This window comes from Vibrio sp. ER1A, assembly GCF_000733315.1.
GTDB classification, from domain to species: Bacteria; Pseudomonadota; Gammaproteobacteria; order Enterobacterales; family Vibrionaceae; genus Vibrio; species Vibrio mediterranei.
Genome location: NZ_JPJA01000086.1, coordinates 1562659 through 1580246 on the forward strand (window position 1 = coordinate 1562659; position 17588 = coordinate 1580246).

Here is a 17588-nt window from a genome sequence, read left to right on the forward strand (position 1 = left end):
GACCTACATCACATATCTTATTGTTAAATTCGATAGAGGCACAACTACACAACAACAGATAAAAACTTATATATCAATAATATAAGTCATTTTCCTGCAGTAAGCCGTATGAAAGGCATTGCCAAAGGACGGCCAATCCCGATCCGTATCACATTAAAAACATAGAAAACCTCTTATCATATTTGTTATACATTACCACAAACTAAAAATCTTAAGGGTTTAATAAGATGAGCACTTTAAACAAAGTAACAGTGGCATTAGTTTCTGTGTTCGCGACAGCAGCGGTAAGCGCAGCTTCTTTAGATATACGTACTGAGTACAAGCACACAACGGAGCAACATGCGACGCGCATCAAAATGGGAGACAGCATCGGTAACTTCTACTATAGCGGTGAGTTAAAGTTCAAAGGAGAAGATGGCGCGTTTCTTAAAGACTTGCAAAATAATGGTTGGGAGCTGGATTTAGGTTATCGTTTTAAGATTAACGACAACTGGACTATCCAACCAGGTATGCCTATCGAAGCTCGTTCGGCGGGTATGACTTACAAACCACAGCTTCGCGTGACTTACGCACTGGATAGTGTTGAAGGACTCAGCTTAAGTGGTCGTTATCGTTATGACATTCGTCAAAACAACGGTGAAGACGCACAAAATGAACGCCGTCATCGTCTAACGGCTAACATCAATTATTCAGTAAACGAGTGGCGCTTTGGACTTGAAGGTAACTATTATAAATCAGCAACAGATGGTTATATCTTGTACAACGGCAAAGACACAAACTACGAGCTAAACGCCACAGCACGTCGTAGCTTCGGCCAATGGGCACCGTACGTTGAGTTTGGTGATGTGAACGTCGATTCTGTCACAGATCGCCGCGAACTACGTAGCCGACTGGGTGTCACATACAGTTTCTAAGACGTAATTCAAGAATCAGTAAAAAAGAGGTGTCTTGATAGGCACCTCTTTTTTTACCCCCTTATTGGCTCAGTCGGTACAATTTTCCAATACAAGGGTGCTGTTTGTTGAAAAGTCGAGTCGACTGAGCCAAAAATAACTCTGCAGTTGCAATGGCATCAATTAAGGCCTCATGTCCATTATACTCAGGTAGTCCGTATCGCTTCCTAGTCTCAGACAGACGAACATCGATCTCAACATCTTTATTCACCGCTAACGCCATCGACTTTTCAATAGCTAGTGTATCCAGCCACATCACTGGCAGATCTGACACTCCATACTTCTGAGTTAAATATTCATCAACAAATGCCGCTTCAATCATCGAACCGTGTGCAATCAGTATTTTGTTTTTTGCTGCTTGAAATAACTGTGTCATCGCAGAATCTAATGAAATTCCATCTTGCAACATTTCAGGCATAATATGGTTTATGACCGCGGTTTCCGCCTTAACCTCATTTGGCGACTCAATAAACAGCTGTTTTGCACTAGCAACATTGACCGTAAAGTTGGCAATATCTACCCAACCTAAACTAAGAATGGTGTCGGAATTGGCATCTAACCCAGTCGTTTCAAAATCCAACACTAGGTACTCGACGTCTGTTGCTAATACCTCCATTCTCGGCGGTTGCTCACTTAACAAATTTCTCAACTCATTGGGTATCTTTTGATTGGCGAGATATCGCTGCCTTTGCTTGAGATAATGGTTATAAACGTGAAATTGATTCATCACGCTTTTCAAAACACCAGCCACTAGTTACAACCTCCCACCAAACCGGAGTTTAACCGCTTCTTGCAACGTAGAAATGATTCTAAATGCATCTTTCAAGTTGCCACGTTCAAAACTGCCAAATGAATCGGGATTGATGTGATTATCCGGCTGCTCACCTCGTTTTAGCGCTTGTAGCTGATGATGCTGTCTAAACATAAGAATGTAATGATAAGCATTGATAATGTTTTTATATGAGTCATCACTTAACATGCCTTGCTCATTGGCTTGAGTGAATCGTTCGTCGGTATTCGACGAGTCGCATTCTACGGCAAGACCGTAAATACGCGCTAAATCAATAACGAGGTTTATCGCGTATTTTTTTATATTCAGAGTTTTCTTGTTCTCGCCTGTTTTTTCCAGCACGAGGCTGTTAAAAACACCAAGAGGGGGTGACGTATTAATAGCATCTCGAGTCAAGATCCCTAAAAACTCACGGTTGCTACGAATGTTAGAGTGAAGTTCATCGCGTAATATATCGGCATAGCTCGCTTCACCATAAACACAGCGAATTTCCAAGAACACGCTGATATTCAAAAGTCTTTCGTACTCAGGGTTCGATACCCATTTTTTATAATAGTGTTTCCATGTCGACAATGGCTGACACCATTTGGGCGTAGCTGCCATATATTTACCTGGACACAAGGGATATCCGCAAGCAGCAAGCCCATTTGAGACATACTGTGATAAGTGCCGGAAGTAGACTTTGTCATTCTCGGTCGCCTCATCACTAAGAATGATTGCATTGTCTTGATCCGAAAGCATGTGAACTTCATTTCGAGCGTGAGAGCCTGCAACTATCCACGAAAACTGACATGGTGGCTCCCCCAGTTTATCAATCGCAATCTGAATAATTCGACGATTGTACGCATCCATAATCATCGACATTACCCGACCTATGGTCTCAGGTGCGACATTTCCTTCTACTAGAGCTTCAAATATGGCCTGACGTTCCGTGGTGAAACTCGCCATGTTACGAACACTGGTAGCGTATTTGATTTTTTCGATAAGAAATATCGCTTGCATGCGATGATTCTGCACCAAGTGCGAAGTGGTCAGCAAGCCCACCACTTTACCCTCGGAAACAACGGGTAACCCCCGAACATTATGTTGCATCATCAATGATGCGGCATGCAAAACCAGATCGTTTGGGCTAACTGTTAGTGGATTAGGCGTCATCACATCCCTAATCTGAGCACTGTTATCATGGCCTTCTGCGATGACTCGTTTGGTCATATCACGATCCGTCATCAAGCCAACTAACTTGCCGTTGTCACACACCACCGCGGTTGAAGATCGTTTAACAACTCGCATTTCGTGTGCGACATCTTTAATCGACATAGAGGCATCAACAATCGCAATGACTCCACTCGCCACGTCAGACACCTTTTTAATAAACAGACCTTTTTCTTTATTGGACCAAACAACATCTAGTGCAGATTTAAGGCGAACTTGCGCTTGAGAAGCAAAGTGTTCCGCGTACTCTGGGTTACGTTTAAAGATGGTTTCAAGCGTAGAATGAGGGATTAAATATAGAAGCGTATTTTCGATGGCAACCGCTTGATAACCCGCCTCTTTAGAAACTTGATCATCGAGAAAAGTAAAGCCAAACAAATCTTCACTTCCCAGTCTTGCGCGAAGAACGCCATCGGGTTTGCGTTGCTCCATAGAGCCAGTTCGAATGACATATAGAAACTTCTGTTGGCTTTTCGGCAAACTCTCCCCTTCTCCACTAAGCCCAGATTGCCCGTTACATGGGTCAATCACCTCACCCTTACCCAAATAGGTGATTTTTATTTCTGCAGCGACCTTACGAACCAGCTCTTTGGGAAGTTTATCGAACGGATCAACGCTACATAGAAATTGCGTGATATTGGGTAGAAGCGCGTGAGGCATGTAAAGTCTCCAACTGACATTTTGTATTATTATATCAATAGAAATTTCACAATGGTGCACTTTGGATACAAAAAAGGCAGCTTATATGCTGCCTTTTTCTTCAAATTGTTAACAAGCGCGCTCATCTCTTGGTGTTAACTTGCTACAGGAAGCCTGTGGTTTTCTTCGCGTAGATGGTTTGCTGACGCCTCACGAGCTTTGTCACTATCCCCTGCCATGATCGCTTCGTAAATAGCTCGGTGTTCGTTGATACACGTCGAGCCGCCGTCTGAAGAGAACTGGATAAAGTTAACGAACATAGTGGTAAGAATATTGCCAAACGGGAGATAAAAGTCATTGCCCGTCGCATTAAAAATCAAACTGTGGAAACGAGTATCAACATCTAACCATTTAGACTGCTCAAAGTTTTCTTCTTTAGACACTTCGACCATTTCTTGGAAGGTCGCAGACAACTCGATTCGTTGCTCTGCAGACGCGAACTTGGCCGCTAACGCACATGCTTCTGGTTCAATTGCACGGCGCAGTCCAAGAAACTGACCGCAGAACTGTTCTACATCGTTAAGACCATCCATCCACTCGATCAACTGTGGATCGAGAAAGTTCCAGTACGCGCGATCAACAACACGTGTACCAATTTTAGGTCTAGATTCAAGCAAGCCTTTTGACGTCAATAGCTTAACTGCTTCACGAAGTGCAGTACGGCTGATACCAAATTGTTCACACAACGCCATTTCGCCTGGAATAATTGAACCTTCCGGCAAATCACCAGAGAGAATACCTCGAGCAATTTCACGAGCGACCTGGACGTGGATACTGCGCTTTGAACCCGTAATAGAATTAAACTTACCTGACATATCTTTATCGCTTACTTAAAGTGTTTATGTATTATTTTAGCAGCTATTCTATCACTAAACTTTCCAGAATAGATGTGATACATCGCATTTATTCAGTGTAAATGTCTTACGTTTTGCCCCAATTAACCACCCTATTACCCAATAACCGGCTAATTTACGTGTTGCCCATCACATAATCCGAGTCTCATGCTCAGTTTGCGACCTAGAATTGTTTTTTTACTATTTTGTCCATTGACGCCATTAAGTGATATTGTATGATTATATAGTTATTACACAAACACACGTGAACTTAGTTGACGTGTGAACCTAACAACCAACAAGGTCAGAACTATGGCTACGTTCCATACCGTGGCAGACTCTAGCAGAAGAATTCACGTTCAAGTGGCAAAAGAAATCGCCAGCAAAATCCTTACCTGTGAATTAGAAGAAGGTGAGAAGTTGCCGAGCGAGTTAGAACTTTGCGAGAAGTTTGGCATCAGCCGTACTGCACTTCGTGAGTCCACTAAACTGCTTTCTGCCAAAGGCTTAATCGAGTCAAAACCTAAAGTCGGGACCAATGTGACAGCTCGTCACCATTGGCACTTTCTCGACCCTCAATTTCTTGACTGGGTAAAAGACACTGATAATGTCCAACGCTTCCTCACCCAATTTTTGGGACTTCGAAAAGCGATTGAACCAGAAGCCTGCTCCATGGCAGCGAGAAATGCCTCTATCGAGCATCGCAAGGCACTGTCTGTCTGTTTTCAAAACATGAAACAGGCCGCGTTTAATCACGACTACACAGCGTGGACACATAACGATCATGCCTTTCACAAAACGATATTCTTAGCGACAGCTAATCCGTTTTACGTCCCTTTTGCCAATATTCTTGAATCGCTTTTTAAGACTTTTATCGATGAAGCTGCCGTGGGCGGGCGATTCTGTATTGAAGAGCATGGGGATATTTACGACGCAATTATGACTGGCGATGCAGACTCTGCAAAAGTCGCATCACGCCAATTATTAGATGATCACAACCAAAGACTTGCCCTATTAGAGGCAGTTTAAACCTGATTTAGAGGAAACAGCAATGTTCGTATACAACAAAGATGTAGCATTAGAAGATCAAGGTGGCGGCCTAGGCCGCAAAGTGTTGGCGCATTGTGAAAACATGATGACCGTCGAAGTACACTTCGAAGATGGAACGGTTGCACCAATGCACAACCACCCTCACGAGCAAATTACCTATGTTGTCTCTGGTGAATTTGAATTCACAGTAGGTGAAGAGACAAAAATCGTCAAAGCGGGAGATACTGTTTATAAAGTGCCAAACATTATGCACGGCTGTAAGTGCTTAAAAGCCGGTATCTTAATTGATAACTTTACCCCAATGCGTAAAGACTTCATTTAAACGCTAACGCAATGGGCAGTAGAGACTCTCTTAACTGCCCATTGCGCTTCTCCAAATGCCCCTTCTTAGTGACTCTCTTGCGTTGTTATTTCTTAATAGTTCGTACTCTAAATATTTATTGAGCCAAGTCAGCCTACTCAATATGGTTTTTCCGCTGAACCGAAATTCCAAACCTTTCACTCCCAGACAAATTAAAAGCCAAAGCAATCATTTTAAATCAATAAATTAGACACCAACAAATCAACTATACAGACTGGTTTAGCACTTTTATTGACCTGTTTCTTTGGTGTCGAATGATAAACCCACTCTTTGGTTGTGTTAAAAAATGTTTACTTACTGGTTACGAAAAAAGAGAGATTTAATTTGAACTCAAATCTTTTTTCAGGCATTTTATATTTAACTGAACGTTCAATTAAAAATAAAAGGGAGTTCAAATGCCGAAGGTTGGCATGCCATTAGTCAGGAAACCACAGCTAGTTCAAGCAGCCATGTCTGTTATAGATCGTGTGGGCTTGCACGCCGCGAGTATCTCTTTAATTGCCAAGGAAGCCGGCGTCTCTACAGGTATCATCAATCACTATTTTGGTGGTAAGCACGGCCTTCTCGAAGAGACCATGCGAGAGATCCTAAGGCAGCTTTCTAGAACCGTGACATCTCACCTGAGTCGAATCCCCAAAACAGAACATGTCAAACGTATCAATGCCATTATTGACGCCAATTTCGTAGGATTTCAGGCAGAAAATAAAGTGGCGAAAACTTGGTTAGCGTTTTGGTCTTATTCAATGCACGACGTCCAGTTGAAGCGCCTACAACGTGTCAATGAAAAACGCCTGTTATCGCACCTTAAGATTGAACTCAACACTTTGCTCACACCGGAACAAGCCGATGTCGTTGCTAACGGTATCGCTGCGCTTATCGATGGAATTTGGCTAAGAGGCACCTTGACCCCAGAAGGTATTGACGCTGAAAAAGCCCGTTTCATCATCAACGATTATCTAGATAAGCAACTCACTTTCTACTCATTAAAATAATCATAAGTCAGACTTTCAAATGGATATGAAAACACTCTACATCGACGGACAACTTCAACAAGGCTCATCCGACGAATACTTTACTACCTATAATCCTGCTAACGGTGAGCCCTTAGCTGAAATCGTCCAAGCAAATTCTGAGGACTTAGCGTTTGCTATTGAATCTGCTAAACAAGGCTTCGCCATTTGGTCTGCGATGAGCCCCATTGAACGCAGTCGAATTCTTCTCAAGGCAGTGGCATTGCTGCGCGAACGCAATTCTGAACTCGCTGCTCTCGAAGTTACTGACACCGGAAAACCACTACAAGAAGCCCTTGAAGTGGATATTGCCACTGGTGCCGATGTCATTGAATACTACGCTGGTCTCGCTCCAGCATTGCAAGGTGAGCAACAACCACTTAGCGAGAATCAGTTTTTCTACACCAGACGTGAACCTTTAGGCATCTGCGCGGGAATTGGCGCCTGGAACTACCCGATTCAAATTGCTATGTGGAAGTCTGCACCGGCACTTGCTGCGGGTAATGCCATGATTTTCAAGCCTTCGGAAGAAACGCCTCTAAGCGCACTAAAGCTTGCGGAAGTCTATAGTGAAGCGGGAGTACCAGATGGTGTGTTCAATGTGATTCAGGGTGATCATCGGGTTGGTCAGATGCTGACAGCACATCCTGATATTGCCAAAGTTTCCTTTACCGGTGAATCAGGTACAGGAAAGAAAGTCATGGCTGATAGTGCTCGAACCCTTAAACACGTCACCATGGAGCTTGGCGGTAAGTCTCCAATGATCATCTTTGAAGACGCTAAACTGGATGACGCAGTATCTGCCGCTATGGTCGCGAATTTCTATACCCAAGGCGAGGTCTGCACTAACGGCACCCGCGTCTTTGTACATCAATCTATATACTCAGCCTTTATTGAGCAGCTGAAATCCCGCACTGAAAAACTGATCGTTGGCGACCCGATGGACAGCAAAACTCAAGTTGGTGCCCTCATTTCAAAAACACACTTATCTAAAGTTTTAGACGCCATTGAAAGTGCTAAGAAAAGTGGCGCAACCCTACTGACTGGCGGTTATCAGGTGACTGAAAATGGGTTAGACAAAGGTAACTTCGTCGTGCCAACTGTCTTCGTCGATTGTGACGACAACATGCCGCATGTACAGCAGGAGATCTTCGGACCTGTAATGTCAGTACTTACTTTCAATGACGAACAAGATGTTATTGCACGCGCTAACGACACCGATTATGGATTGGCCGCCGGACTTTTCACTCAAGATTTAGCACGAGCACATCGCGTTATTCATCAAGTGCAAGCTGGTATTTGCTGGGTGAACACATGGGGTGATTCTCCAGCAGAAATGCCCGTAGGCGGATATAAGCATTCTGGTATTGGCCGTGAAAATGGACCTGAGACCTTAAGGCATTACACCCAAACTAAGAGTGTTTTAATCGAGCTTGGCGAATACGTCAGCCCTTACGCCTAACGATGAGTTTACGGAGACAGATTATGGAACAACGCTACGATTATATTATCGTCGGCGCGGGATCGGCTGGCTGTGTTTTGGCAGACCGACTAACGGAAAGCGGTGAGCACTCTGTATTACTGTTAGAAGCAGGTGGCAGCGATAAAAGTATTTTTATTCAGATGCCAACAGCCCTCTCTTACCCAATGAACACCGAAAAATACGCTTGGCAATTTGAAACCACTGAAGAGGCGGGTCTAAATGGACGCAAGCTACATTGTCCTCGCGGTAAAGTGCTTGGCGGTAGCTCATCCATTAACGGAATGGTGTATGTTCGCGGGCATGCTTGTGATTTCGACCAATGGGAACAGCAAGGTGCAAAAGGTTGGAACTACCAGTCTTGTTTACCCTATTTCCGCCGCGCTGAGTCTTGGGATGGTGGCAGCGATGAGTATCGTGGTGGGGACGGCCCAGTTGGCACTTGCAATGGCAATAACATGACTCGTAACCCACTCTATCAAGCCTTCATCGATGCAGGCAAAGAAGCCGGTTACCCTGAAACTCAAGACTATAACGGTTATCAGCAAGAAGGCTTTGGTCCGATGCATATGACCGTTGATGGTGGGGTCCGAGCTTCTACATCCAATGCCTATCTAAAACGTGCCCTCAAGCGCCCTAACCTCACGCTGATTAAAGGTGTCGTGGTTCATAAAGTCTTATTGGAAGCAAAGCAAGCTGTCGGCGTCCAGTATGAAAAGTCTGGTATTGTCGTCGATGCCAAAGTAAACAAAGAGGTCATTTCTAGTGCTGGTTCTATCGGTTCAGTGCAACTCTTGCAGCTTTCCGGAATCGGTCCTAAGAAGGTGTTGGAGCGCGCAGGCGTGACGGTAGAACATGACCTCGCTGGTGTAGGTGCTAATCTTCAAGACCACCTTGAAGTGTATTTCCAATACCACTGCTCTCAACCAATCACGCTAAACAGCAAACTCGGTTTGGTGAGCAAAGGGCTTATTGGCGCAGAATGGATTCTTACTCGCAAAGGCTTAGGTGCGACCAACCACTTTGAATCTTGCGCGTTTATTCGTTCTCGTAAAGGACTGAAGTGGCCCAACATTCAATACCATTTTCTTCCAGCTGCCATGCGCTATGACGGGCAAGCGGCGTTTGATGGGCATGGTTTCCAAGTGCATGTGGGGCCTAATAAACCCGAGAGCCGTGGCACCGTAGAGATTCGTTCGGCAAATCCGCATGACAAGCCATTAATTGAGTTCAATTACATCTCGACCGAGCAAGATCGCCAAGATTGGCGAGACTGCATTCGCCTGACTCGTGAGATTCTAAATCAACCCGCAATGGATGCCTACCGCGGTGATGAGATTCAACCTGGGCTCCATATTCAAAGCGACGACGCTATCGATGAGTGGGTAAAGCAGAACGTAGAAAGCGCATATCACCCTTCTTGCAGCTGCAAAATGGGAGCCGATGATGACCCACTAGCTGTACTCGACGAGCAGTGCCGCGTTCGCGGTATCAAAGCACTACGCGTGGTCGATTCTTCCATTTTCCCAACGATTCCAAACGGCAATCTTAACGGTCCAACCATCATGGTTGCCGAGCGCGCTGCCGACATCATCTTGGGCAAGCCTCTTCAACAAGACAAACAACCTGTTTGGCTCGCCCCGAACTGGGAACAAACACAACGAATAGGCTCTCCATTGAGAGAGCTGGACTAAGTCCACCAAAGTCAGCCAAAAATAAAAAGGAAATAGCATGTCAACGATGACAAAAACACTCTCAGCACTCGCTCTTAGTAGTCTGGCGATGAACGCCTATGCCAACCAATGTGAAACGGTACGTTTTGCCGATGTTGGTTGGACAGACATCACTGCAACCACTGCGGTCACTACGGAACTACTAAAAGGTATGGGTTATAAAACCAAAACCGATCTTCTGTCAGTACCTGTCACTTACTCTTCAATGGCGAACGGTGATATCGATATATTCCTTGGCAACTGGATGCCTACGATGGAGGGAGATATCGCTAAATATCGTGAAGCCAACACCGTAGAAACCGTTCGTGCCAATCTAGAAGGTGCTAAGTACACCCTAGCCGTGCCTAAATATGTCTATGACGCTGGCGTAAAAAGCTTTGCTGATCTAGCCAAACATGCCGACAAATTCCGCGATCGTATCTACGGCATTGAACCAGGCAACGATGGTAACCGCCTTATTCAATCCATGATCGACAGTGACGCTTTCGGCCTCAAGGACTTTAACTTAGTCGAATCTAGTGAAGCGGGCATGGTATCTCAAGTTTCTCGCGCTGCACGCCGCAACCAATGGATTGTGTATTTGGGTTGGGCACCACACCCAATGAACAGCAATATCGAAATGGAGTATCTCTCTGGCGGTGACGATTACTTCGGTCCTAACTACGGCGGTGCCAACGTTTACACCAACGTGCGTGCCAACTATCTATCTGAATGCCAAAACGTGGGTCAACTGCTGAAAAATCTAGAGTTCAGCCTTGAGATGGAAAACCAATTGATGGAAGCCATCTTAAATCAAAATGTACAACCGTCAAAAGCGGCACAACAATGGATGAAGGCAAATCCAAAGCAAGTAGAAGCTTGGCTATCTGGCGTAACAACTCTATCGGGTGAAGACGCAAACGCAGCAGTACAAAGCTACATCGACTCAAAAGCGTAATTCAAAATGAGTGGGCATAACTGTCCACTCGAAAACACTAAGGTTGTATTGTGAATTTTATTACTGACAACAAAATCCCTCTGGGTCAATGGATGGAAGCAGGTGTCGACTGGCTGACATTCAATGCCGCAGGCCTGTTCGACGCAATTTCTATCTTCCTTGAAACCATCATTTTGTTCGTCGTTGATGTGTTTAAATGGATGCCACCTGCAATGCCGATCATTATGACCGCAGCCATTGCTTGGTATCTGCACCGTAGTATCCCTTTGGTACTATTTGTCATTGGTGCTTTGCTGACGATTTTGAACCTTGGCTACTGGCAAGAAATGCTAGAAACCTTTGTTTTGGTGTTTGCCGCGACAACGATTTCTGTATTAATTGGCGTACCTCTTGGCATCATGGCAGCACACCGCCCTTGGCTGTATACGTTGCTGCGCCCCATTCTCGACTTAATGCAAACCGTCCCCACTTTCGTCTATCTGATTCCAACTTTGGTTCTGTTTGGGCTGGGTATTGTTCCTGGATTGATCTCCACCATTATTTTCGCCATCGCCGCGCCAATTAGACTAACTTACCTTGGCATCACCAAAGTACCGGAAGAGTTGGTGGAAGCAGGCAAGGCATTTGGTGCCACACGAATGAAGCTGTTGTTTAAAGTAGAACTGCCAGCGGCCATGCCCAGCATCATGGCTGGCGTGACCCAATGCATCATGCTGTCTTTATCCATGGTGGTCATCGCCGCTCTCGTCGGTGCGGATGGACTGGGTAAACCCGTCGTTCGAGCCCTAAATACGGTCAATATTTCTCAAGGATTTGAAGCCGGATTAGCGATTGTCCTAGTTGCTATTATCCTAGACCGACTCTGTAAATCGCCGAATCAAAAGGAAGCCTAGTCATGGATGCCATTACGATTAAAAACCTAGACGTTGTCTTCGGTGATAAACCGCAATTAGCGCTTGAGCAACTTGACCAAGGCAAGACTCGTCAAGAAATCATCGACCAAACCTCGCAAGTCGTCGGGGTCGACAATGTGTCGATGAGCGTAAAAGAAGGTGAGATTTGCGTCCTGATGGGACTTTCAGGCTCAGGTAAGTCCAGCTTACTCCGTGCAGTCAACGGCTTAAACACCATCTCCCGAGGCTCATTAGCGCTGAAAAATGGTGACGATTATGTTGATTTAGCCACTTGTGATGACGAAACGTTACGTCACCTACGTACTCATCGTGTTTCTATGGTCTTTCAGAAATTTGCTTTGATGCCTTGGCTAACCGTGTTGGACAATGTAGCTTTTGGACTTGAACTACAAGGCATGTCGAAGTCGACAAGGCGAAACAAAGCACGCGAGCAGCTAGAGCTTGTTGGTCTCTCTGAGTGGGAAGATAAGTACCCGCATGAGCTATCAGGTGGTATGCAGCAGCGTGTTGGACTCGCTCGTGCATTTGCCATGGATACTGACATCTTATTGATGGACGAACCCTTTTCTGCCCTAGATCCATTGATTCGAACCCAGCTTCAAGATGAGCTGATTCTTCTCCAAGAGAAACTCAATAAGACGATTCTATTCGTCAGTCACGATTTGGATGAGGCTCTAAAAATAGGCAACAATATTGCCATTATGGAATCTGGCAAACTAATTCAACATGCGAAGCCAGAAGAAATTATCCTCACACCAGAAAACGACTACGTCCGTGACTTTGTTGCTCACACTAACCCGCTTAACGTACTTAAAGGCCGCTCATTAATGCAACCAGCAAGTGAGTTAAAGCAAGAACATGATCGTTTGCAGATCTGTTCCGATCAATCGGTTTGGGTCAATCAAGCGAATGGCAAACTCAGCATCGTTAAAGACGAGGAACTAAAGCTCGTCCATTGGGATGCAAATCGAGGTGATCTGACCCATATTGATCAAAGTACCGTCGTGGTCGCCAGTCCAGACATCGGTATGAGAGAGGCAATAGAACTTAAGCAGCGTAGTGGGTTACCGATTTTGTTGGTTGAGTCTGGTAGAGTCGTTGGCATTCTCGATGACAGCGAATTTTATGACGCATTGTTAGGTAACTTTAGTACTCACCAGGCAGCCTAACATGGCCAAGAAATGATCTCCTCCTTGTTGAAGCTTGGAAGAATCTCTCAATTTTATTGGCTATCACTTTGTTTTATAATCACAAAGTGGTAGCCAAAAAATTGACACTCATCAAACCATTGACGCTTCTCGTATCGTATCAAAGTTCTAATACCCTGACGTGTAATACGTGTATTGAACTCTGTAAAATCTTTAGGTTACGCATCCAGTTTTTTATACACGGTTTATACAATGCCTAACCTTCTTAAGTTACTTAATATTAAAAACACCATTCTCTTGGTTTTTCTAATTCCAACAACACTTTTGATGGGACTCATCGCTACCCAGATCTTCAAAGCCCAAGAACGTGCCGACCATGCTCAAGCATCACAAGAAGCGGTCGAGCTGTTCCATCTGTTCGATAACATTGCTCATCAATTTGCTGTTGAACGAGGATTGACGGCAGGTGTGGTAGCATCCAAAGGACAAGGGCCGCAAGTCACAGCACTTAAACAGCAAAGGGTGAAAGCCGATCAGGCGTATCAAAGTCTATTGGCCTTTGCACCACAAGTGTTGGACAAACAACTGATAGACCGTTTAAGCCAGGATGTTCGGCAACAGTTGGAACAACGCAATAGCATTCGCCAGCAAGTTGATACTCTGAATATCAAGGATTCACCCTTTGCGTTTTACTCCAATATCAACCGCATGGCGCTTGATAATCTATCGGTAATTTTAACTCAGGTTGACGCACCAAAACTTGAACAGCAGTTACGTGGTCTACACGCCTTACTAGCTATGAAAGAGGAAGCCGGTAAAGCTCGTGGCGCTCTCAATGGTGCATTTGCCGGACAACGTTCAACACTGGATGCATACGCCAACATCACCAGTTATATCGCAACCGAAGCCTATGCCCTTCGTCAAGCAACGCTTCTGTTTTCCGCCGAGCAAGCTCATCAGCTATCCGCAATGACTAACAGTTCAAACTGGCGTGACGTGAATGCCATTCAACAAGATTACCTGTCACAGAAAACAACGCTGGACAACTTGCAAGGACCAAGTGCTTCTCTTTGGTTTGAACTTGCTACTAAGCGTATCGGACAAATTAAGTCTATGGCCGATTCCATTGCCAACGATATGACAGCACTGGCGTTACAAAACCAGCAACAAGCACAGCAACTAGTCTATGCGTATATCGCTTTAACATTATTTGTGGTGCTACCTCTCTCCATCATCGCATTCATGTCAACCAATCGCCTGCATCGTCGTGTTAGTCGTTTTGTCGAACAAATCGACACCATTGCACGCAGCAAGGATTTGAGCCTAAAACTGCCTTGCGAGCAAAAAGATGAGCTTGGCAACATCGCGCACCACTTTAATCAGCTAACGAGCAGCTTTGCGTCGGCATTACAAACCTCTCTCGACGTCGCACAAAAAACTGAGCAAGAAATGGCAGAAATGAGTAGGTTGGTCGCCTCGACTCAAACCGTGAGTCAGCAAACTCATCTGCGTTGTGACAATATCGCAACGGCTATGACAGAAATGGCCCAAACCAGTCAAGAAATGGCGGGCATTACCGTAGAAGCCCAACAAAGCGCTGATAGCGCTCAGAATGATGCAATGCAGTGTCAAAGCCATGGGGAACATTCACTCTCGACCACGACCAAGTTAATTTCGAGTGTTGACGACACTTACACGTGTCTAGAACAGTTGGAAGTGAAGATGGCGAACGTGTCTGAGATTCTCGACAACATTAATGCCATCTCTGAGCAGACCAATTTGCTGGCGCTGAATGCCGCTATTGAGGCAGCACGAGCGGGTGAGCAAGGGCGTGGGTTTGCCGTGGTAGCAGACGAGGTTCGTTCACTTGCTCAGCGCAGCAAAGAATCAACTGAAGTCATCCGCAACCTTCTGGATGATATCTCTAGTAACGCGAAAACCTCATTTGAGAACATGCAGCAAAGTCGTGATGCCAGTTATTCGGCACAATCTATGGTATCGGAAACCAATGCCATGATCGAAACACTTATTGGCACCACCAAGAAGATCACAGACTACAACAGCAGTATCGCGACAGCGACTGAAGAACAAGCACAAACCACACAATCGGTTGAATCAGATATCGATAACCTGCTCTCTATGGTGGAGGAAACCGATAGTAATATTCAGAAAATGAACAAAGAAATGCACATTGTGAAACAAAGAATGGAAGAGTTAGTGTCGGAAGTTTCTCTATTTAAGCTAAACACCTAATCAAGTATAAAAGCAAAGGCCCTAGTCAGTGATGACTAGGGCCTTTTGGATCGTCGTGACAATGCGTATTAGTCTTCAATTTTCGAGCGGTAAACAAAACCGCAGATAAAGACAACCAATACCAATGCTAGCGCTTCTAGAGTCGGGACATCGAACATGTATTTGCCTTATTGATGAGCTTGCCAAAACACTGCTGAAAATCCACAAACAAAAGCTAACGCTAATCCAATGAAAGCAATCGCTTCGTGTTGCTGCTGAAATATTTCCATAATGCCAAAACTGTATGAGGAAAAGGATCTCAATAGTGAAGCAACTATTTCAGCCCCTCAAGATGATAGATCTTTACCGACACTAGCCACTCTGATAAATAAAACTCACTTAAATTCTATCCTAGAGTGAAAATTCAACTAATGTATTGTTAATACGGTAATTTTAATGTGAAGTCGCATCTTCTAACTTGTCGTCATTATGTCTGGTTCGATATAAATGAGTACCAGCCAACACTATAAGAGCACCAATGACAACAAAAATACTGCCATCACGTAACGAGTCAGTCGTCATTGAAATAAGCACCACCAGCAATCCTAGCACTTGACACATTCTTCCTAGATAAGCGCCTTGACGAAAATCTACAGGTGCCTCTTCTTCTTTACTAATCGGCGTGAGTAAATTCTTTTTCAGCGTATTCAACTCACCTAATCTCGCACCAATCGGCTTTTGATAAAAATAACGTGTCATCATGAAGAACCCGCCGGTAATAAAGAGGTGAGCTAACATGGTCGCTGCGACTTGCAGATCCACTGTTTCACGATGGCTAAAGCTTGCTGTATCGAACAGTGGTAACAACCAATCCACTTGGAATATGAACTGCATAAATGCTGACACACAGAGTCCCACAGCAATAGTCGCCCAGCCAGACCAGTCTGGTGTTTTTAACGTCACAAACGCCAACAGCGATGGAATAGAAAGTGGTGTCTGTAGTAGCGCACCAAATAACATCATGATATCGAAGAAACTGTATTCTTTAATCGACGCAAACATCAAGGCAGCAAGAACGCAAAGCACACCATTCACTAATGTGGCTACTTGCCCCACGCGAAGCTGCTCTACTTCGTTAGCTTGAGGTTTAATAATGGATTGATAGACATTACGCACGAAAATGCCTGCATTACGGTTCAATGCTGTTGTCATTGGAGAAATCGTCGCAGCAATCATTGCAGCTAATACCAAACCTAACATCCCAGCAGGTAAGAAGTGGTCAATATAGTAAACATATGCAGCGTTATTGGCACTCGTGCCTAACGTTGGATAATACGCCATCAAGTCAACACCCATTGCTGCTGTTGCCCATGGCGGCACGAACCACATAACAGGTCCAACAATGAAAAGAATACCCGTAACCAGAGCCGCTTTTTTCGCTTCTTTCTCATTGGTTGTCACCAAAAAGCGGTAACAGGATAATGCGTTATTGGTGTTCATGGTTTGCTTCATCATCATAACCACGACCCATAACCAGAAGATCTGCCAATAACTGATGTCATGCCCCATATACGTTTCAGTCGGGTATTGATTAATTAGTTCAGATGGACCACCAATTTCAATGAGTGCGTAAACGCCAACCGCCATCGTAATAGCCACCAGCAAAATCAGTTGAATCACATTCGTCGCTGATACCGTCCATGAGCCGCCACTCACCGCAATAAACGTCACCAAGCAACCAACACCAATAATGGTAACCATTAAATCGATATTAAATACCGCAGAAGCAAAGATCCCTAAGCCATTGAGCCATATTGCACCAGATAAAATGGTAAGAGGAAAAGAAATCCAAGTGTAGACCTGCTCTGAACTACGACCAAAACGAACCTTAATCACTTCCATCGCCGTTTCAACGCGTAGCTTTCGATAGCGTTCGGCAAAATACCAAGCCGCTACAAAGAAACCGAGTGCGTTGCCCCAGAAGATAAATAGCACAGTTAGGCCATCCTCATAAGCTTTTGCCGCAGCACCAGTAAATGTCCACGCGGAGAACTGAGTCATAAAGGCCGTCGCGCCAGCCATCCACCACATCATCGCTCCACCACCACGAATAAAGCCAGATGAGTCAGTAGTAAAACGCTTGAAAGCTAACGCAGCGAACAGCACAAAAGCAAAATAGCCAATGACAATCACACCATCAAGAGTGTCCATAGTTCCCCTTTTAAATTGCTAAAAT

Annotated in this window: 14 protein-coding genes; 10 read left to right on the plus strand and 4 right to left on the minus strand. The window is 44.8% G+C overall.

Features of this window, described 5'->3' with window-relative positions:
- Nucleotides 1–227 precede the first annotated feature (227 nt).
- A complete protein-coding gene (locus HW45_RS13860; RefSeq protein WP_038227507.1) occupies nucleotides 228–914 on the plus strand; it encodes an oligogalacturonate-specific porin KdgM family protein in 687 nt (228 codons plus the stop codon).
- 61 nt (nucleotides 915–975) lie between these two features.
- Here HW45_RS13860 and HW45_RS13865 read toward each other — a convergent pair whose 3' ends face one another.
- From HW45_RS13865 to HW45_RS13875, 3 genes are all read right to left on the minus strand, one after another.
- Entirely contained in the window at nucleotides 976–1680 is a 705-nt protein-coding gene (locus HW45_RS13865; RefSeq protein ID WP_200874578.1) for a 3'-5' exonuclease, read from the minus strand.
- Nucleotides 1681–1707: 27 nt separating this feature from the next.
- Entirely contained in the window at nucleotides 1708–3615 is a 1908-nt protein-coding gene (locus tag HW45_RS13870; RefSeq protein WP_038227508.1) for a DUF294 nucleotidyltransferase-like domain-containing protein, read from the minus strand.
- A gap of 134 nt (nucleotides 3616–3749) precedes the next feature.
- Nucleotides 3750–4469, minus strand: a complete 720-nt coding sequence (locus HW45_RS13875) for a FadR/GntR family transcriptional regulator (protein WP_006070272.1) — start codon at nucleotides 4467–4469, stop codon at nucleotides 3750–3752.
- Nucleotides 4470–4799: 330 nt separating this feature from the next.
- Between HW45_RS13875 and HW45_RS13880 the strand changes: the two genes are divergently transcribed.
- The 9 genes from HW45_RS13880 to HW45_RS13920 all read left to right on the plus strand — a co-directional run bounded on the left by HW45_RS13880 (nucleotide 4800) and on the right by HW45_RS13920 (nucleotide 15373).
- Nucleotides 4800–5516, plus strand: a complete 717-nt coding sequence (locus tag HW45_RS13880) for a FadR/GntR family transcriptional regulator (protein WP_038227509.1) — start codon at nucleotides 4800–4802, stop codon at nucleotides 5514–5516.
- 22 nt (nucleotides 5517–5538) lie between these two features.
- Nucleotides 5539–5859, plus strand: a complete 321-nt coding sequence (locus HW45_RS13885; protein WP_038227510.1) for a cupin domain-containing protein — start codon at nucleotides 5539–5541, stop codon at nucleotides 5857–5859.
- A gap of 434 nt (nucleotides 5860–6293) precedes the next feature.
- Nucleotides 6294–6890, plus strand: a complete 597-nt coding sequence (gene betI / locus HW45_RS13890; protein ID WP_038227511.1) for a transcriptional regulator BetI — start codon at nucleotides 6294–6296, stop codon at nucleotides 6888–6890.
- A gap of 19 nt (nucleotides 6891–6909) precedes the next feature.
- A complete protein-coding gene (betB, locus tag HW45_RS13895; protein WP_038227512.1) occupies nucleotides 6910–8370 on the plus strand; it encodes a betaine-aldehyde dehydrogenase in 1461 nt (486 codons plus the stop codon).
- A gap of 23 nt (nucleotides 8371–8393) precedes the next feature.
- Nucleotides 8394–10082: a choline dehydrogenase gene (gene betA, locus HW45_RS13900; protein WP_038227513.1), complete on the plus strand. Its 1689-nt coding sequence runs from the start codon at nucleotides 8394–8396 to the stop codon at nucleotides 10080–10082.
- Nucleotides 10083–10119: 37 nt separating this feature from the next.
- Nucleotides 10120–11058: a choline ABC transporter substrate-binding protein gene (locus tag HW45_RS13905; RefSeq protein ID WP_038227514.1), complete on the plus strand. Its 939-nt coding sequence runs from the start codon at nucleotides 10120–10122 to the stop codon at nucleotides 11056–11058.
- Nucleotides 11059–11108: 50 nt separating this feature from the next.
- A complete protein-coding gene (gene choW / locus HW45_RS13910; RefSeq protein WP_006070265.1) occupies nucleotides 11109–11951 on the plus strand; it encodes a choline ABC transporter permease subunit in 843 nt (280 codons plus the stop codon).
- A 2-nt stretch (nucleotides 11952–11953) separates the two neighbouring features.
- Entirely contained in the window at nucleotides 11954–13141 is a 1188-nt protein-coding gene (gene choV / locus HW45_RS13915) for a choline ABC transporter ATP-binding protein (RefSeq protein ID WP_038227515.1), read from the plus strand.
- Between the two features lie 231 nt (nucleotides 13142–13372).
- On the plus strand, nucleotides 13373–15373 hold the full coding sequence (locus HW45_RS13920; protein ID WP_038227516.1) for a methyl-accepting chemotaxis protein: 2001 nt from the start codon (nucleotides 13373–13375) through the stop codon (nucleotides 15371–15373).
- Nucleotides 15374–15805: 432 nt separating this feature from the next.
- Here the strand turns inward: HW45_RS13920 and HW45_RS13925 are convergent, their stop codons facing one another.
- Nucleotides 15806–17563, minus strand: coding sequence for a sodium:solute symporter family transporter (locus tag HW45_RS13925; protein WP_006070261.1), 1758 nt, complete (start codon nucleotides 17561–17563; stop codon nucleotides 15806–15808).
- Between the last annotated feature and the right edge of the window lie 25 nt (nucleotides 17564–17588).